Below are 18,110 nucleotides of genomic sequence, written 5' to 3'. Positions count from 1 at the left end.
CAGCATACGGAAATATTTCATGTCTCCCGGACTATCCGGGAGACTTAGGACCTTAACAGAGCAACGGATCAGAACGTATCCAGTTCGCCCTTGCTAACCATCTCTGTTATTCGGGTGATGTTGGACAGCCATTCATCCATGACACCTTCGGTTTCCGCCCTGACGGATGCGAAGTTTGCGCCGTCTTCCGGGATAATCTGGGCGCTTGCCACAAGAGGCTGGTCTATAGGTTTGCCTATCTGGGACAGCAGGCGTATGTAGACATCCTGAACCTCGGGTACGGCCTTTACAACATCTCTTGCCATCTGGGTGGACAGCAGGTTGTATATCTTACCTATATGGTTTATAGGGTTCTTGCCGCTGGTAGCTTCCATGCTCATAGGCCTGCCCGGTGTGATTAGCCCGTTACAGCGATTACCACGTCCTACTGAGCCGTCATCACCCATCTCTGCAGATGTACCTGTAACGGTCAGGAAAATAGAACCACAGCTTGCATTGTCTCCTGTGTTGAGCGCTGCAGAAACGTTCCTGTCAGTACGCTTCATCGCAAGATCAGTTACATAATCCACTATCTCTTCCTTGAGATTGATATAGTGATCCATATCATCGATATGGCGACCTACCATTCCGCAGCAGATCGTAAGAGAGATATCATTATCATCTCTGAGTCCCATGACCTTGATATCGGTCCCTATGCCCGGAATTTTCGTTTTAAGGTCAGTGATGAGTTTCCTCTCGGCCTCATAGACGATCTGCTCAAGTTCCGAGAAAGGAGCGTGGCCGATGCCAAAAGAAGTGTCGTTTGCAACCGGCACTTTGGTCCTGTTGAAAACATCCCTCAGGTCGGATGAGCCCGTACCCATTTTACAGTCGATGATCATGTCCCTTTCCAGGTCCAGATCGATTATATTCTTGCGGATATAGTCCCTCGCAGCTGAAAGGGCCACTGACTCCGCAGGTATCTCTACACCTTCGAATTCTTTTGTGGCCCTTCCCACGAGCAGGGCATAAATGGGCTGGATAACTTCTCCACCACCAAATTTAGGACTGGACCTGCCGGCCACGATCTGTGTCTCATCAGTATTGTGATGCAGCACGACACCGCACTTTTTGATATATTCCTTACATAATGCACGGCTTACTGCCTCTGAAAGGCCATCCGAAATGCTGTCAGGGTGGCCAACACCCTTTCTTTCCACAATTTCGATCTTTTGCTTTTCAATAGGCGTTTGTATCAGGTGTTCGACGTTGATATTACGCATCATTTTTTGACCCTCGTATGAATAAATAACAACTGCAAGAATAAATAATCGGACAGATAATTAAGTATTCTTCCTGTATCAACTATCAACGTATTATTTAATATTAACTCTCAACCATTATTACCCTGGGTAATTATATATGCATAGGAGCAATCGTTAATGATACATCCATCAGCGTGAAATCTATATCATATAAAGGACTTTGTGAGAACATTCCAAATAACAACCGGACATTACCGGACAATACCATATAACTGCCCGGCACATTAAACGATAACATGCCCGGTATTCACTTTTACCAGAAGGATATACATGATACGTATTGCCATACCCAACAAAGGGCGCCTGCACGACCCAACAGTCACCCTGCTCAAGGAAGCGGGACTCCCTGTGCTCGAAGGCAGCACAAGGAAGCTTTTTGCAAAAACCACTGATCCTGAGATCACGTATCTTTTCGCGCGGGCTGCAGACATACCCGAGTACGTCCAGGATGGTGCAGCAGATGTGGGCATCACCGGTCTTGACCTGATAAACGAAACAGATGCCAGCGTAGAAGTGCTGCTGGACCTTAAGTTCGGAAGCGCCAATCTTGTACTGGCGGTCCCGGAAGATTCGCCCATAACATCCGCAGAGCAGCTTAAAGGCATGCGTGTGGCTACTGAATTCCCAAACATCACCCGTAAGTACTTCGAGAACGCAGGAGTGGGAATAGAAATAATAAAGGTCAGTGGCGCATGTGAGATGACACCGCATGTCGGCATTGCCGACGCGATAGTGGACATCTCAAGTTCAGGTACCACCCTTGTCACAAATCATCTCAAAATGATAGAAAAGGTATTCTCTTCTTCAGTTTACCTGATAGCGAACAAAAAAAGCATGGACAAGGATGGCAAGATCAGCCAGATAAAGACTGCTGTTGAAAGTGTGCTGCGTGCGAAAGGAAAACGCTATCTTATGATGAACGTACCTGCCGAAAGCCTTGAGAAGGTCAAGAAGGTGCTTCCGGGTCTTGCAGGTCCGACCGTGATGAAAGTAGAGTCTGATGAAGCCATGCTTGCAGTCCATGCCGTGGTCCAGTCAGATATGATCTTTGCAACAGTGAGCGAGCTTAAAGCGGCCGGGGCAAAAGACATACTGGTAATGCCTATTGAAAGGATGATGTCTTAGGTGTTCCCATGACTTTTGAGATCATACCCGCGGTAGACATGAGAAACGGCAAGTGCGTTCAGCTTGTGCAGGGCGTACCTGGCAGCGAACTTGTAAGCCTTGACGATCCTGTAGCGGTTGCAAAGGACTGGGTATCCCAGGGTGCAAGGACCCTCCATCTTATCGACCTTGACGGTGCCATAGAGGGCAAACGCCACAACGCCCCTATCATAGAGGAGATAGTTAAAGAGTGTAAACCTATGGGCATAAGCATCCAGGCTGGAGGAGGTATCCGTTCTTTTGAGGATGCTGCAGGCCTGCTCAGGCTTGGGGTTGACAGGGTGATACTCAGTACTGCTGCCATCAATGATCCCCAACTGGTAAAGGAGCTGGCAGATTCATTTGGTAGTGAGTGTGTCAACGTCGCTCTTGACTCCCGTAACGGAAAAATATCCATTGAAGGCTGGAAAAAGCAATCCGAGCATACTGCTGTCGAGATGGGAATCAAGTTCGAGAAACTGGGCGCAGGTAGCCTGCTTTTCACCAATATAGATACCGAGGGGCTTATGCAGGGTGTTAACACTAAACCAACTGAAGAACTGGTAAAGTCCGTCAGCGTACCTGTCATCGCATCCGGCGGAGTCACAGGCCTTGCAGACCTCATAACCATCAAAAGAACAGGCGCTTCAGCTGTTGTTGTCGGAAGCGCCCTCTATACAGGCAAGTTCACACTGGCAGAAGCGATAACTATTATTGAAAAAGACATATGAATTGTAGAATAATCGTAGAAATTGATAAACACGAGGTGCACCATGAGAGAGGCAAAGATTTCACGCAAGACCAGCGAAACTGACATCCGCATCGAACTTAACCTGGATGGAACCGGCTCATCTACCATTGATACAGGAATAGGGTTCCTCGACCACATGCTTACGGCATTCTCAAAACACAGCGGATTCGATCTCCTTGTTAATGCAAAGGGTGACCTTATCGTGGATGACCATCACCTCATAGAAGACGCAGGCATCGTCCTGGGACAGGCAATTGCAAAAGCCCTCGAGGACAAGGCTGGTATTGCCAGATTCGGAGAGGCCCGTATTCCTATGGACGAGGCGCTTGCAAGTGTGGCTCTCGACATCGGAGGACGCAGCTACCTGGTACTTGAAGCAGCGTTCACATCTCCAAAAGTAGGCGAATTCAGCACCCAGATGGTCAGGCACTTCTTCGAATCTGTAGCCCAGCATGCAAAGATCAACATGCATGCAAGCGTCTGCGGAGATAATGACCACCATAAGATAGAGGCGCTTTTCAAGGCATTCGCATACGCCCTTAAGAGAGCCACAGTTATTGAGGGGCAGGACATAAAGAGCACAAAGGGAACACTCTAGTTCAGCTCACCTGAACTTTTCTCTCAGTTTTGCATAAAAGGCCTGTTCCCTGCCGTTTGTTTTCTTTGAAAGCCTCTCTACTATGAGTTCAGGCGTACTTTTTGCTATGTAATTATACCGGGGGCTTCGGTCCACAATAAGGTTGAGGTCGGCATCAAGCCCACTGGCCTCGATACCATCCACGCGGATACTACTTTCCGTATTCTCCAGTATCAATTCCGACAGGTGAGATACGAACACAGCCATGCTCTGCTTATTCTCTGCCAACACTTCCAGTATGCCGGCTATTATCTTTGCTGAAGCTCCCGGTTCGGTTATTGATTCAAGCTCATCAACCAGCACAAGCTTACTTGAATCATCCGCAACCACGGCAAACTCGGTCAGGGTTGTCTCAAAGGCTCCTGCATCCAGGGTACCCTTTGATTTGGCAAAGTAGTAGATCCCGTCAGTAAAGGATATCTCAAATGCAGAGGCCGGTACCGGGAAGCCCATATGTGCCAGGATGACCGACTGCGCAAGGAGTTCAAGCATGGAAGTCTTACCTCCGGAGTTCACCCCGCTGAGAAGTATAACACGATTTGCATCGCCCTGTGGGCTGAAACTGGTCATACCTACCGAATAGTCTATCGGGACAACCTTTCCATGCCTGGAAAGGATGAACATGTTCCTCCCCTTCTCAAAACCAAAACCAGGGCCTTCAACTATTTCCGGCATGATCATGCCGTGAGCGGATGCAAAACACCCGATGGCAAAACCAACATCAAAGTCCAGCACCTCCCGTACCATGTCCCTGACTATTCCAAAGGAGGAGGCAAACACCTTAGAAACCTCGCGCTTGTGCTCAAGCTGCCTTTTGAGGATCTTTTTCTCAAGATGCTGTTTAAAGGAAGTCAGATGTTCGCGGTCAGCCTCAAGCGGATGAGTAATCTCTTCCGGGAATAATGAGTCTATAAAGATAGTTTCTTTCTTTTCCAGGTCCAGCGTGCTGCATATCTCGCTGGCACATTCCTTCACAACGGCATGATAGGATATACGAAGCTTTTTCCCGACAAGCTCCTTCAATTCCACCGACCCTTTCATCACTTTCAGCATTTCCTGTCCGCGCAGTGTGAACTCACTGTTCAGAAGACATTCATCCAGTTTTGAATTGGCATTCTTCACGGCATCGGTTACACACTGATCAATGCCAGCTGTGGCAGAGCGCAGCCTGTCCACCTCCTTGTCCGTACCAGTTGTGATATTGCCGCTCTCATCTATCACTGAAAGGACAGAAGCGAGTTTTACCAGATCACTATCAGGAATACCAGCATAGAACTTAATACCTTTTGAGCGGAGCAATTGCACTGCCTGTATAGAGCAGGTGATGCTCTCAAGGTTTTTGGCAAATACCGATATATCTTTCTCAGGGATAATTTGCCAGTTCCCGGCACTTTTCAGGTCAGACAGGAACTCAGGTTTGACATCTTCAGGAAAATCAAAGGCCATGTAAGTGTCATCCGCTGCGATAACATGGGAGTAACCTCTTGCAGTATCAATGAACTCTGACAGGGACCTTGCCAGATGCACATCCAGCATCGAGCCAAATCTCTCCCTGGCATGCTCGAAGATCTTCTGATCAGCTGTTATGACTACCCTGTCCCGCACCTTAGGGATTGTGAATTTCAAATTGAGCTGTTTTACTTTCGTAAGCAGAGATATTATTTCCTTATCATCCTGCAGGAGAGCTGCAGTCTCCATGTAGGAAGATACTGACCTGCGCATCTCCAGAATGAGATCAGATCGGCTTGAAGGATAAGGGATGAAAATGTTCATTTTATCCCTGGCATAGGAAGTATGAGCAAAACCTTTCACAAGATCAAGCACTTTCTCATACACATCCATCGCTTCTCTGGTCTTTAATAGATCAGAGACTGTGACACCATCTTTTTTAGACTGTACATCGTGTACAAGGGAGATCGCATAACGCTGCCCCATGCCTTCCACCTCGGAAATGCTGGCGATATCGCCACTTACTATAGCTTCGAGGGCCAGGCTCTCACTGCCGAAATGCTCTATAAAGCGCTTGGCCATCTTGTCCCCGATGCGGGGTATATCACGTAAGCTCCTGATATCAACCGACATGAAAACTACCTTCATTTTTAAACATAAACAATTAACCGGTAAAATTGTCAAGGGTGCAGTTCGGGATGCCTCTTTCCACCTTATACCTGTCCCGTGCGGACATCTCACTAATGGCGGATGAAATCCTGGGCTGCAGATGCTGAGCATGTTTTTTGTTCCTTCTTACAGGTATCATCTGGGAATCATAATAGACATCCCAAAGGTCATCAACATCATCCTTTTCCTTTGAAAAGCTCAGGCTCTCAAAGAAAGAGGAGCGAATATGCGTGAAATTCTCAAGGCCCAAGTACCTCCCATTGCCGATCCAGGCAGTTTCCTTTTCCAGGACAGCAACAGGAAGGTCCGGGTTCTTTCCTGAGAGCCAGCGGCAGAACATATCGCCAATCCTGTGAGGGGAATCTACTTTCACCGAAAGTATGCCGTTCACAAAGTCAGGCCGCGCAAACATGGACAAACTGTGATAGGAACGTGACACATCACGCATATAATTGTAATATTTCCTGCCTGTGGGAGTCTTGCCGGAATATAACATATCTGCATTGCCTTCACAGGAGCACATGAAACGAACCAGCTCTGCAGGCTCGCACGAAGAGTGACGGAGGACCAGACGGATATAGCCTCCCACGTCCGGGTCTCTTCCGGACATACGGCTCTTCCTTTTACCAAAAAGACTTTGCACAAGGACAGAACAGTTTACCACTGGCCTGAACCCCACAGCCGTCAGGTCATGTTCAATTCCGGAGAAAGACATCTTGCTCCTGAGCTCATCCATATCCTTTGCAAAAAGAAGTTCCGAATCAGGATGCTGCAACAGTTCATGACATGCAAGGAGCACTCCTTCCACATTATCCTTAAAAGCTATAATCTGTGGACTCATGCGCCGGCCCCCATGAAAGAGGAAAGATTTGTCTGCCTGCAGCCGTTGATCTCTATATAAGGCCTGGCCCTTGAGACCACAATGCCCATACGCATGAGCTCCTTCTCGGAAGATATGGGCCGGGACTGGATTATCCTGTTCGCGCTTACCGGGCCAATCCCCGGCACAAGTAAGAGTTCATCCCTGCTTGCAGAGTTCACGTTCACCGGGAACCGCTCCGGATGCGACATCGCCAGAAGGAGCTTGGGATCGGTGTCCAGCAGGAAGCCATTGTCATCGTAAACAGCATCGAAATCAAAAGCTTTCAGGCCATAGTCTTTCAGCAGATAGGATGTTTGATAAAGCCGGATCTCCCTCCATTTAGGAGAGGGGAGATTATTCTCAAGGGGCGTGGAGGGGACCGGGTCAAAGCTCATAAAATAAGGGCGTCTCAGCTCATACTCCACCATGAACTTGTCCACGGTCCCGATTATCTCCCTGTCAGGTTCGCTCAGGGCCCCCACGACAAACTGTGTGTCGTTGGCACCAATAATTCGCCCCCCATACCCAGTTTCCCGCCGTTTCTTGTTTATCAGGTCCCTTGTCCATTTGAGGCGCTGGAGTACATCGCTGGTATAATCGAAATTGGGACATATCTCCGAATAGTTAACGGAGTTGGTCGTTTCGGCGTTCACACCGAATTTGTTGGCGTAGTCCGCAATTTCCTCCAGCAGGTACAGAGGGGTGCCCGGCATCACACGCATATGAATGTACCCGGTAAACCCCTGAGTGCGCAGGAGCTTTGCAACTTCAAGCTGCTTTTCCGCGGTCCTTTCGGCATCCCCGATTATCCCGGAAGAGAGGAACAGCCCCTCAACTGCATTTCTCCTGTAAAAGGACCAAGTGATCTTTGCTATCTCTTCCGGTGTAAGGGAAGTGCGCGTGGAATGGCGGCCACACCTATTGGGGCAGTATGTACACTCACCAGCACATGAATTTGTAAGAAGGGTCTTGTAGAGCTGTATGCATCGTCCGTCGGGACCAAATGCATGGCACACCGCACTCTGGTTGCAACTATCATACTTTGTCCCCTCCGAAAGTATTTTCATCCTTTCCGTGAGGGTGAAGTGATGTTCATTAGCAGTGTGCCGATTTATCATTGCATACTAATTGCCTTCCCGGAATATATAAGCGGGAACCATGCGGGGTGAAAGTATTCCGGGCAGGGATAAAGATAAAAATCAGTTTGAAAAGAAAAGGAATGAATGCGAGTTAATGATCCAAAGAAAACAACAGCCTACGTTAACATAGACTTAACTTTTGTTTTCATTCTCAGTTGAATCTTCAGCTTTAACTCGTAGTGTCGCTATCCTTGACCCTGACCTTGACTTTCAGGACGCTGACAGGCTCAAGCTTTTTCCACATGACCGTAGAATTTTTATCGAATGTGAAATTGTTCACTGTCTTGTCAGAGAACTCACCATTCACTTCATAAACAAAGAAGCCGTCCTCACCGTTCGTGGAAACGACATTTTCCTGCCCCCTTATATTCCGGACTTCGACTACAGCTACCTTCTTTATTGCTTCAAGCAGTGTAGCACCTTTCTCGACCTCAACGGTCTTGGATGGCGCGAACATGTCAAGTGCATTGAAGAGATTCCTGTTGTTCAGTTTAAGCACGTGCGTCTTACCATATACCTTGCGCTGGATAAGTGCGGCAGCTTCAAGTATGTTAGCATGTTTCGCTGCAACAGGGACAGAAATATGAAGCTCTCGGGCAAGTTCCGAGATATGCATCTCTCCCTCGGTAAGCTTTTCCAGCATCCTGAGGCGTGTCTCACTACCAAGTGCACTGAACAGCTTCAGGCGATCCAGATGTTCAGGGTCTTCAATATCATTGTTATCGGGCATGCTCATAAATATAAGGGATATAAAGACTTATATAAATATGTTCCTGATAATGGATACTATTGAACAAGATTTATAGCACATGACAAAGACTCCGAGGGCATAAGAATTATGTTTTTGATATTCTTCGCATTCCGTTGTTCAATGCATCCCTCTGAGTCCTGAGCTTGTGCTCTGTTGACTGCAGGTCGTGAAGTATGAATTCATGTGTCAGATAGTCGGGAGAAACATAGTCAACGATCTCAGAGCATCTCTCGTCGGTGAAAGGCATGTGCCGGTCCATTCTTTCAACGACCTGCATAACTTTACCTAAGCGGTCGTAGAACGGCATTTTATCGAAGTTTTCGGGTATGTCCATATCAAGGCATGCGCGCATGTATTCACCTGAGAGGTTGCAATGGAAATGCATCCCTTCGATATGATCCACGATGTCATCAGAGTGCTTTGAGAGCACTTCAAGCACGGTATCTACGGCATCTCCCTCTTTGTTGCAATCCATAGTTGCAGCCATCAGATGACCTACATCAAGCACAAAAGCCCAGTTGTCAAAATCAAGCTGTTCAGTAAAGTATGATATAGCGCCCGGATCCAGGAACGTAAGACCCGGCCACCAGAGATTCTCAAAAAAGAGGCGCACAGGCGGTTCACCATTGGGAAAAGATGAAACGGACTCATTCAAAAAGGCCGCAGTTGTGTCCATTACTTCTCTGTCAGTGCAGTTGAAGGAACGGGTGAACACATGTTCAAGCTCTACATAAGTAACATGGAACACCCCATATGCGGCATCCAGGAAATGCGCGTTCTCCATGGCCCTGCGGAAATTCCCAATAACTTCACCGCGGCTGAGTCCACCGAAGAGGTATATCTTTTCGGACTCATCCATTTCGCAAGAGAAGGCATCATTATCCAGCCAGGCCCTATGCCTTCCCATCCAGTAAGGAAGATGCACACCCTGTATAAGGCGGTCAGGGATACCATCGGGGAGAGGAGACTGGTCTACATACAGCTCTATTCCGTCAAGCTGGTGCCGATCCAGGAAACTTTCCACCGTTCCCCAGTCAGAGTCAAACATATCCATCTCGATCTTGTAAGTCGAGAGATTAATCAGTTCCTTCATAGCAATCTTCCTTTCAGCCTTCGGCCAATACCTGAGACAACTCATTACATTTTCTATTCTTGACTAGCCATGCAGTGATCCGAACCCAATTGTCCATTATGGAGTCCTTTTCATCCAGCAGATCATCCAGCGGCACAATCCCATTATATCCCAGAAGCTCCGGCAGGCCCTTCATTATAGATATTGCAGCCTTCCGTCCGGCAGTCTCAGGAAGAAGCCCCCAGGATATCTCATCCATCACATGCAGGACGGCGCAAGTGCTTGCCACAAGCGACGGACTCCTGGAAGCAGCCCTGAGTGCCTTTAAAAAACCGACCTTACGGTTCTCACCTTCGATCCTCGAAGCCGCTTTCCAGTACATTGCTTCATCAACACCGAACCTCTCAAGGCGCACCAGCATATCCCTTTGGGAAATAGCCGTCATTTCGGATTGTAGCTCAAGTGCCTTGACTACCGCCTCAAGCACACACAAGCCTATCATTTCCCCCAGCTTCGAATGTTTACCGGCATCCGTCAGACAGTGAGGGCTTGTCCTGTCTGCGACCACTGCAATCATATCCGTGCCGGACCCGGTGGCAATACCTTGTGAATAACGGCTTGGGGCCATGAGTTGCTGCAAAGCTGCGGTCTTTGCCTCGGTTGCTGTGACAACAGCGCTCGTCATCGTATGCTGGGACAGGTTTGCGCCGACAAGCAGTATCGTGTTGATCGTACCCGGTATGAACTGGAATGACCCGTTCTCCTCGTAGTATGAGGCCGGGTCACCTACTCTTCCACCATTTATCTCGACACCTGCAGTGACAACGGCAGTGACCTCAACACCCCTGAAAGAACGCACGACAATGGCAGCATTCTCCATACCGGCTGCTGTCAGCAATCCTGAGGACCTCTCCGGGTCAAGTCCCAATCCCGTGGAAATGAGACCCAGGTAAGCATGTATACTGCCACCCTCAAGTTCCTTTGCAGAGTTCTTGTCCCGGGGAACGTGATGATTGAAGATAGCATGAAGGTCTTCCCTATACCCACCGCCTACCCATGAGGTCGTGAGAGTGCTTCTGCCATCAGGCAGCATGACGACAATGGAATCCTTATGCCGGTAAATCATCTCACCACCGGAGGTCTCTAACAGGAGTACAGCTCCTTCATTGAGTAAAGGCTCACATTCTTCGGGATTAGGGGTTACAGGGGGTTCTGCTCCCGGATTCTGTCCTATACTATCACCTTCATTTTATAGATATTATATGTAAAGTGGAATTGTTCAATTTAAGTGCCGTTAAGTATGAGTGTTTATGAAGATAGAGGCATTGGTAAATAAGGTACATCAAATCTTTATGTGTTAATAACAAGTAGTTATCAGGACTACCTTAAATAGATATTTAAAGTGAGCGGGACCTGCACAAGAGACCTGAGTATAGGAATAACATAAGGATAACATTCCCCAGTCATGGTTCACACTGGCTCTGCAGTTGAAAAACCAGACTCCTTCTTTAGCAAGGCCCCCACGTGCAACCGTGCCCAGATAAAGATCACAAGTGACCCAAGTACATTACCGACCACTATGCCCCACCAGATCCCAACAAGCCCCTGTCCGAGGTATATAGCAAAAAGTGCTGCAAAAAGTGGAACCAATATGACAGCACGCAGAATAGTTGCGATAAGTGCATTCACACCTTTACCTATTCCTTGGAAGAGCGATGACGAGAGCATTCCAAGAGAGACCATTGGGTAGAAGAGGCAGATGATCCTGATGAATATCACCAGATCGCCGGTGATGTGGGAAGCACTTTCTGACATTGTGAAAACATAAGCTATCTGGGGAGCCAGGATGAAAGTAAGGGCAGCTATGGCTGTTTCCACAATGAAGGATATCTTTGTTGCATAAAGATGTGAAGAAGACAACTTACTGTAAGATCGCTCCCCATACGCAAATCCGCTCATCGTAACAACAGCTGTCGAGATCCCCATCAGAGGAGCGATAGCAATAGTAGCAACGCGCCAGCCCACTGTATAGACAGCCACCCCATCAGTGTCGCTGACTGTTATCAGTATCATGTTCATGACAAGCATCATCAAAGCCATTGAGGATTGCTGGACAGATGCCGGGAAACCCACCCTGAAGATGTCTTTCAGGATACTCCTGTCAAAGCTGAAGTCCTTGAAATCAAAGGATATGTAGGTGTCCTTGCGGAAAAAAAGCCAGTTGGACATAAGAACGGCAGTGACAGCAAGAGAGATCACGGTCGCCCATGCAGCACCGGCTATACCCATATCAAGCACGTATATCAGTATCGGGTCCAGGATGATATTCAGTATGGATCCCAGGATCATGGCATTCATGGCTCGTTTGGTGTCTCCCTCGCTGCGGAGGATGGCATTTGCAACGTTGGGGAAGAATATGAATAAAGTACCTGCAAAGATTATCTTCCCGTATGAAGTTGCCATATCTGCTGTACTTCCCGCGCCTATGGAAACGAAGATACTCTCTGCGAAAAGGAACAGAGGGACAGCGAACAGCAGTGACAGAATAAGCATTATAATCATCGTGTGCACTGCAACGTTATCAGCCCCATGCTTATCTTTTGCACCAAGCCTGCGGGATATGGCCGAGCCTCCGCCTACGCCAAGTCCCGTGGAGATGGCTATCGAGGCAAAAAAGAATGGAAAAACAAAACCTACTGCTGCAAGTGCATCAGATCCCAGGCCTGATACCCAGAAAGTGTCAACCAGATTATATACGGTCTGAATGGACATCGCAAACATCATCGGCAGGCCCAGTTTAAGTATGGCTTTTTTGGGATCACCTGCCATTGCCCGCATCCCGGAAGTGCCTGCTTCAATTTCCTCTTTCATTTTCCGGCCTTCCTGATATCGTTCTCACAAGAGATGTTACCTATAGCCCGTTTTATCATCTGAACAAAAAGGATTTTTTCTTCCCCGGTGAAACCATCAAATACAATATCATTGATCAGCACAGACATTTGCTTGATCACCGGGCCCAGTTGCCGGGACTTATCAGTCAGGCACACCCTGTAGGCGCGTTTGTCCTGGGGATCAGTTTCCCTGCGCACATATCCGTTCTCCTCCAGCTTGTTAATTGCCCTGGTACCTGTAGCCCTGTCACAATCCAGGTCCCTTATAAGTATTTCCTGGCTGATACCATCGTGATGCAGCAGGCGTATCAGGAAAGGAAACTGTCCGCTACCTATACCATATGGCTCCATCTCTCTTGCAATGAAAGTATGAATTTCCCGGGAGAACAGAAATGCGTCCCTTCCAATTGACTGGTGGCCTCTTGACGTGAGGCAATCTGTGCTTTTAACTGAAGAAGTCAAATAACCACTCTATTTATTGCTATTGCAACAATTGCATACGCAACAAATAGTATATAAAAAAATCGCTTTGCCTGCCAGATCAATCTACAAACAGTTCGACTCCCATCAGCTCCAGGAAGATATCTTCCAGCGAAGGTACGATTGTACGCATCTCAACAATATCCCCGCCTTTTGAAGCGACCCATTTGGTTGTGTTGTTGATAATGCTGATATCATGGGTGATAACAACATAGCCACCATCGGTCTTTTTCAGTTCGGCAAGGCCATAATCATCGAGATTGTCCACCCTGAACTCAAGCCTGTACTGTATCCGTCCGAATTCCTCGCGGATATCGGCTGCCGTCCCCAGAGTAATGAGCTTGCCGTTTTTCATAATCAGGATATTGTCACACAGGCTTTCAACCTGATACAGATTGTGAGCACTGAAAATGATAGTTTTACCTGCCCCCTTGAGAGAGCGCACGTAATCCGTGATATATCTGGAGGTCATCGGATCAAGGCCTGATGACGGTTCATCATATATCAGGATGTCAGGGTCATTTATTAGTGAGCGGGCGATAGCAACCTTGCGCTTCATACCCTTGGAGAGGTCGCCTATCTTCTTGCCGTCAGCGTTGAGAGAAAGATCAAAAAGCAGGTCATTTATCCTTTTCCTGGCGACATTCTTTTCGACGCCATAGAGTTCCGCGAAGAACATCAGATAATCATCAACTTCCATGCCTTCATACAGGGGTGACTCTTCAGGAAGAAAACCCAGGAAGGATTTGATCTTAACAGCATCCCGACCTATGTCCAGTCCCTTCATCGTAATATTGCCTCTGCTTGGCCTGATAAGGCCGCTCAGCATCTTCAAAGTGGTTGTCTTGCCTGCACCGTTGGGACCTACTATTCCAAATATCTCTCCTTTCGCTATAGAGAAACCGAGGTCTTCAACAGCAACAAAATCTCCGTATTCTTTACGGAGTCCTTCCACTTCGATGATATTCTGTTCCACATAAACAGGATATACTTCACTATATATAAGCAATGTTATAAAAATAGAGATACGGTTGCTCGTGGCAACCGTGACTTACTCTTGCCTTAATCAGTACTTTGCTTACTGCCGGAACTGCTCCTGATATAAACATCCATCTGCGGGAACGGGATGTTTATGCCCTCCCTGTTGAAAGCGTCATAGATAGCGATGGTCAGGTCATCCTTGACAGACCAGAGGTCAGGAGTATTTGTCCATGCGCGAAGCTGCAGGTTAACAGAAGAATCTGCAAGTTCGGTGGTGACCACAGCAGGAGCTGGTGTCCCGAGCACCTTGGGGTGACCCTTTATCAGTTCAAGGGCGACGTTGACAGCCCTGCCAATATCTGTTCCATAACTAATCCCAACATCAACACTGACCCTGCGTATGGGCATGCGCGTGGCATTTATTATGGGACTCCCCCAGACAAGCTTGTTTGGTATAGTAATAAACTGGTTGTCCGGGGTAAGGATCTCAGTAGCCATGATACCTACAGCATGTACAGTGCCTGAGAAACTATTGATAGTGACGAATTCTCCCTTGTCCATGGGCCTGAGGGAGGCTATCCACACACCTGCAGCCACATTGTTCAGGGAGTCCTGCATGCCAAAACCAAGCACCAATCCGATAATCGCGGAAAGGCCAATGACGACAGCACTAACATCGACCCCCAGTGCACTGATGAAGGCAAGCAGTACCGCTACATACAGCAGTATGCGCATGAACCGTACAAGAAATTCTGCGATAAGTTGCGGAAGTTTTGCAGTTTTCAGACCCCTGCGAAAAGCCTGGGAAAGGATTCCTGCAACCACAATACCGGCAGCAAGAATAAAAAGAGCGAACAGAAACTGTGAGATCGGAAGGTTTGTGTAGGGAATGTTATTGGATAAGAGTATTGGGATGTTTATCATTTTTACAACTCCTGAACATACTTCAAAGACTGATGTTCCATTTGGAGTTACTCTCCATATAATATAAGAATGGCCTTAAATATCCAAATAACTACATACATATTAATATAATAAATTACTAATAAAAAGTGATGTCCGGATGGTTAACGATAGCAAAATGGGAGTTTTTCAGGTCCAAACTCAAATTCGATTCAAGGTCAGCCATATTGCTGACACTTACTCTGGCACTGGTCATAGCAGCATCTTTCGCAGCCGCACAGACACAGATGAGTATGAACCAGAAGATATACACTGCTGCATCAGCAGAACCTGCACTTCGCCCCATACTTGAAAGTGACCAGAGATTCAGTTATCTGCCTGTCACGGTATTTGAGGCTACAGAGTTTTACCTTTACGGAGCAGATTTTGTAATTATCGGTAATAACGTATATCTGGGAGACAGTTACAAGTCAGCGGCTGCCGGAAGTGCACTGGAGAATACGGTCAAGGAATATCGTGAGATCGTACTTACTTCCTACGATGATATTAACAACAGCCATCCGGTGTGGGTCACTGTACATGATATAGAGAGGCCCCAAAACTACCAGCTACTGAGTGCCCGGAATGCTGCCCGCAGCTTAGAGACGGGCGTGGAAAGCAGCACCAATGATCGATCGCATCAAGGTTACCCTGCAGGAGAAATAACACAAGAATACCTTAATGCCGGTTCCTCATTCACGATTCCGGAGGACATCAATGATCTTGACGATTACAAAGGAAGGGCATTCTTCCAGAAGCAGACGCTCTCTACGCCATCTTTCTTTTCACCGCCTATTCCATTCACGGCGATACTGTATGCTTTCCTGTTCATATTCCCTATATATTTCATCTCGCAGTTCTATTCCACAAGTATCATGGATGAGCGCACTAATAAAAAAGGAGAGCTCATACTTGCCGCACCTCTGTCCAGCAGAGAGATCGTAATCGGCAAAACATTACCCTACGTCCTCGTTACTCTACTCATTCAGGCTGTTATCACTCTATATATAATGGGCATCCCGGCGGACATAAGAACAGCACAGAGCTCACTACTGATCCTTGCAGCAATACTACCGGTTGTGCTTCTGTTCTTCGCGCTCTCATTTTTCGGCGCCATACTTTCAAGGAGCTTCAAGGAACTGACCTTCACAAGTGTCTTCCTGTCAGTGATAATCTCCGGATACCTCTTCTTCCCGGCGATGTTTACAAATATCCACGCCATCAGTTCTATCTCCCCGATCACCCTTATAGTTCGCCTTATAGAAGGCGAGACCCTGCAGATCGGCACATATCTGTTCTCAACCCTGCCATTCTATTTTGTCGCGTTTTCCGCCTTTTTATTCGGGACCTATATATACAGGGAAGAGGACCTCTTCACACAGAAAGCAGTATCAGAAAAGATAACAGATTGTCTGGAAATATTCCTTTTGAACCCATACGGTTCTGTTTTCCTGCTGAGCATTATCTTCATCCCGTTCGTTTACATGACGCAACTAATGTTGATCGTCATGCTGTTCAACCTGCCGGCTCCGCATTCTGTCATCGTGATGATAGCACTTTCTGCGATGGCAGAAGAACTGGTCAAATCAGCCGGAATATACACAATCTTCAAAAGAAAGCTTCAGCTGGTAACTATGAGAAACGCTCTCAGGCTTGCTGTCCTTTCAGGTACAGGCTTCTTTGCCGGAGAAAAGGCAGTTGCTGTCCTTACGCTGGCACCCATTGCAAGTTCCGCATTCGGGGCAGTGATGACAATGGGTACACTCCTGTTAATACCTCTCCTGCTGCACATCTCGACTGCAGCTGTCAGTTCGATAGTAATGTACAGGTTCGGCACCAGGAGATATCTGCTTTCAGTGATACTGGCAACAGTGGTCCATAGCGCATACAATCTTTTCATTCTCAGAGGTGTCCTTTTTGTCTAAGCGTCCAAGATATTGCGGAAAAGTAAGGAGTATCGCTAAAAAGGAAGTAGGCGAGCTCATGCGTGAGAAGACGTTCATACTTTCCGTACTGATCCAGCTTTTCATAGCATCATTCTCAACATTTCTTGTCATAGGGCTCACTTCGTTCTACGATCCCACGATCATGGGTGATATAGAGATGCAAGGTATAAGCGTTGCAGTTGTCGGAACTGAAGAAAATGAACTTTACAAGCTGCTTCAGGAAAGTAAGGTCAATACCCGTTTGTACAGTGACCTGACACCTGCTTACGGGGATTTCTATGAACACAGGGTCGATGCCATCTTAATAGCTCCTCCAGGCCCCTCAGAAGGGACGGATATACTGAACGTGGAGATATACCTTCCCAAATCGGAAATTAAGGCTACTCTGATATCACTTCAGTTAAAAGAGCCACTTGAGAAGTTCGAGCAGCATGTGCGTGACATAAGGACCCAGCGTTTGCCGGGATATTCCCCTATAGAGATCAATATCAACAAAAGAGGTATAAAGACCTCATCCACTTATTTCGAGTTCATTTACGTTGCACTGCTTCCACTACTGGTATTTACACCAGCATTCATTTCAGGAGGGCTTGTTATTGACTTCATTACCGAGGAGTTCGAAAGGAAGACAATGGAATTACTGCTTGTCACTCCCGCGTCTATGCTGGAGATCGTGAGTGGGAAGGTGCTTGTTGCGGCCGCTATTGTACCCCTGCAGGCTCTTGCCTGGATGTTGCTGCTGAGTATGAACAGGATATCCATCATGAATTACTTTACGATACTGTTCGTGGTCACGCTTATCGGGCTGATACTTGTCCTTACGAGTAGTATCATATCTGTTATTTTCAAGGAGAGAGGCGTTGCTCAGCTCCTGTATTCCATGGTACTCATTTTCCTGTTCATGGCCTCCTATCTGTTCACAAATTCACCGCTCAATCTTGTAACAAGACTCTCTATCAATAGTATAGGGTCATCCGAGTCAGCCCTCTGGATTGGCCTCTATACACTAGTGGCTGTGGCGCTGTGCATGCTTACAATTGCCACGGTGAAAAAGACATATAAAAACAATTAAAAGATAAAAATACATATATGC

Annotated in this window: 16 protein-coding genes; 5 read left to right on the top strand and 11 right to left on the bottom strand. The window is 47.3% G+C overall.

What is annotated here, in order from left to right; genetic code table 11:
• Window positions 1-68: 68 nt before the first annotated feature.
• Entirely contained in the window at window positions 69-1,265 is a 1,197-nt protein-coding gene (locus QZZ22_RS03850; protein ID WP_292462895.1) for a methionine adenosyltransferase, read from the bottom strand.
• 309 nt (window positions 1,266-1,574) lie between these two features.
• Here QZZ22_RS03850 and hisG point away from each other — a divergent pair, with 309 nt between their 5' ends.
• The 3 genes from hisG to hisB are packed head-to-tail and all read left to right on the top strand — an operon-like array spanning window position 1,575 to window position 3,796.
• Complete coding sequence (gene hisG / locus QZZ22_RS03845; RefSeq protein ID WP_292462894.1) at window positions 1,575-2,429, top strand: ATP phosphoribosyltransferase; 855 nt, start codon at window positions 1,575-1,577, stop codon at window positions 2,427-2,429.
• 8 nt (window positions 2,430-2,437) lie between these two features.
• A complete protein-coding gene (gene hisA / locus QZZ22_RS03840; RefSeq protein WP_292462893.1) occupies window positions 2,438-3,178 on the top strand; it encodes a 1-(5-phosphoribosyl)-5-[(5-phosphoribosylamino)methylideneamino]imidazole-4-carboxamide isomerase in 741 nt (246 codons plus the stop codon).
• 42 nt (window positions 3,179-3,220) lie between these two features.
• The gene (hisB, locus tag QZZ22_RS03835) at window positions 3,221-3,796 is read left to right on the top strand and encodes an imidazoleglycerol-phosphate dehydratase HisB (protein WP_292462891.1); all 576 of its coding nucleotides are present in this window, start codon (window positions 3,221-3,223) and stop codon (window positions 3,794-3,796) included.
• Between the two features lie 6 nt (window positions 3,797-3,802).
• Here hisB and QZZ22_RS03830 read toward each other — a convergent pair whose 3' ends face one another.
• The 10 genes from QZZ22_RS03830 to QZZ22_RS03785 all read right to left on the bottom strand — a co-directional run bounded on the left by QZZ22_RS03830 (window position 3,803) and on the right by QZZ22_RS03785 (window position 15,053).
• Window positions 3,803-5,917, bottom strand: a complete 2,115-nt coding sequence (locus QZZ22_RS03830) for a helix-hairpin-helix domain-containing protein (RefSeq protein WP_292462889.1) — start codon at window positions 5,915-5,917, stop codon at window positions 3,803-3,805.
• Between the two features lie 31 nt (window positions 5,918-5,948).
• Window positions 5,949-6,794, bottom strand: a complete 846-nt coding sequence (locus tag QZZ22_RS03825; protein WP_292462887.1) for a DUF4130 domain-containing protein — start codon at window positions 6,792-6,794, stop codon at window positions 5,949-5,951.
• Window positions 6,791-7,882 (bottom strand): radical SAM protein, encoded by a 1,092-nt coding sequence (locus QZZ22_RS03820; protein WP_292462886.1) that lies wholly within the window; start codon window positions 7,880-7,882, stop codon window positions 6,791-6,793. Before QZZ22_RS03820 ends, QZZ22_RS03825 begins: the two co-directional genes overlap by 4 nt.
• Before the next feature lie 241 nt (window positions 7,883-8,123).
• Entirely contained in the window at window positions 8,124-8,690 is a 567-nt protein-coding gene (locus QZZ22_RS03815; protein ID WP_292462884.1) for a winged helix-turn-helix domain-containing protein, read from the bottom strand.
• A gap of 100 nt (window positions 8,691-8,790) precedes the next feature.
• A complete protein-coding gene (locus QZZ22_RS03810; RefSeq protein ID WP_292462882.1) occupies window positions 8,791-9,798 on the bottom strand; it encodes a TIM barrel protein in 1,008 nt (335 codons plus the stop codon).
• 13 nt (window positions 9,799-9,811) lie between these two features.
• The gene (locus QZZ22_RS03805) at window positions 9,812-10,903 is read right to left on the bottom strand and encodes an adenosylcobinamide amidohydrolase (protein WP_292462880.1); all 1,092 of its coding nucleotides are present in this window, start codon (window positions 10,901-10,903) and stop codon (window positions 9,812-9,814) included.
• Between the two features lie 344 nt (window positions 10,904-11,247).
• Window positions 11,248-12,648 carry an MATE family efflux transporter gene (locus QZZ22_RS03800; protein ID WP_292462877.1) on the bottom strand — a complete coding sequence of 467 codons (1,401 nt, stop codon included), beginning with the start codon at window positions 12,646-12,648 and terminating at the stop codon, window positions 11,248-11,250.
• Complete coding sequence (locus QZZ22_RS03795) at window positions 12,645-13,130, bottom strand: MarR family transcriptional regulator (protein ID WP_292462874.1); 486 nt, start codon at window positions 13,128-13,130, stop codon at window positions 12,645-12,647. Before QZZ22_RS03795 ends, QZZ22_RS03800 begins: the two co-directional genes overlap by 4 nt.
• Window positions 13,131-13,209: 79 nt before the next feature.
• Window positions 13,210-14,124, bottom strand: coding sequence for an ABC transporter ATP-binding protein (locus QZZ22_RS03790; RefSeq protein WP_292462871.1), 915 nt, complete (start codon window positions 14,122-14,124; stop codon window positions 13,210-13,212).
• Between the two features lie 86 nt (window positions 14,125-14,210).
• Entirely contained in the window at window positions 14,211-15,053 is an 843-nt protein-coding gene (locus QZZ22_RS03785; RefSeq protein WP_292462868.1) for a mechanosensitive ion channel family protein, read from the bottom strand.
• A 131-nt stretch (window positions 15,054-15,184) separates the two neighbouring features.
• On the opposite strand from QZZ22_RS03785, the gene QZZ22_RS03780 reads away from it, so the two are divergent.
• The gene (locus QZZ22_RS03780) at window positions 15,185-16,996 is read left to right on the top strand and encodes an ABC transporter permease subunit (protein ID WP_292462866.1); all 1,812 of its coding nucleotides are present in this window, start codon (window positions 15,185-15,187) and stop codon (window positions 16,994-16,996) included.
• Complete coding sequence (locus tag QZZ22_RS03775) at window positions 16,989-18,089, top strand: ABC transporter permease (RefSeq protein ID WP_292462863.1); 1,101 nt, start codon at window positions 16,989-16,991, stop codon at window positions 18,087-18,089. Before QZZ22_RS03780 ends, QZZ22_RS03775 begins: the two co-directional genes overlap by 8 nt.
• The last annotated feature ends 21 nt before the right edge of the window (window positions 18,090-18,110 follow it).

Source organism: Methanolobus sp., assembly GCF_016278365.1.
Classification (GTDB): Archaea; Halobacteriota; Methanosarcinia; order Methanosarcinales; family Methanosarcinaceae; genus Methanolobus.
This window is presented reverse-complemented; position numbering and strand designations above follow the sequence as displayed.

Bases quoted from the DNA above. Each gene is read 5' to 3' on its own strand.
- QZZ22_RS03850 (WP_292462895.1), bottom strand. From the start codon at position 1,265: ATGATGCGTAATATCAACGTCGAACACCTGATACAAACGCCTATTGAA.
- hisG (WP_292462894.1), top strand. From the start codon at position 1,575: ATGATACGTATTGCCATACCCAACAAAGGGCGCCTGCACGACCCAACA.
- hisA (WP_292462893.1), top strand. From the start codon at position 2,438: ATGACTTTTGAGATCATACCCGCGGTAGACATGAGAAACGGCAAGTGC.
- hisB (WP_292462891.1), top strand. From the start codon at position 3,221: ATGAGAGAGGCAAAGATTTCACGCAAGACCAGCGAAACTGACATCCGC.
- QZZ22_RS03830 (WP_292462889.1), bottom strand. From the start codon at position 5,917: ATGTCGGTTGATATCAGGAGCTTACGTGATATACCCCGCATCGGGGAC.
- QZZ22_RS03825 (WP_292462887.1), bottom strand. From the start codon at position 6,794: ATGAGTCCACAGATTATAGCTTTTAAGGATAATGTGGAAGGAGTGCTC.
- QZZ22_RS03820 (WP_292462886.1), bottom strand. From the start codon at position 7,882: ATGAAAATACTTTCGGAGGGGACAAAGTATGATAGTTGCAACCAGAGT.
- QZZ22_RS03815 (WP_292462884.1), bottom strand. From the start codon at position 8,690: ATGAGCATGCCCGATAACAATGATATTGAAGACCCTGAACATCTGGAT.
- QZZ22_RS03810 (WP_292462882.1), bottom strand. From the start codon at position 9,798: ATGAAGGAACTGATTAATCTCTCGACTTACAAGATCGAGATGGATATG.
- QZZ22_RS03805 (WP_292462880.1), bottom strand. From the start codon at position 10,903: ATGATTTACCGGCATAAGGATTCCATTGTCGTCATGCTGCCTGATGGC.
- QZZ22_RS03800 (WP_292462877.1), bottom strand. From the start codon at position 12,648: ATGAAAGAGGAAATTGAAGCAGGCACTTCCGGGATGCGGGCAATGGCA.
- QZZ22_RS03785 (WP_292462868.1), bottom strand. From the start codon at position 15,053: ATGATAAACATCCCAATACTCTTATCCAATAACATTCCCTACACAAAC.
- QZZ22_RS03780 (WP_292462866.1), top strand. From the start codon at position 15,185: ATGTCCGGATGGTTAACGATAGCAAAATGGGAGTTTTTCAGGTCCAAA.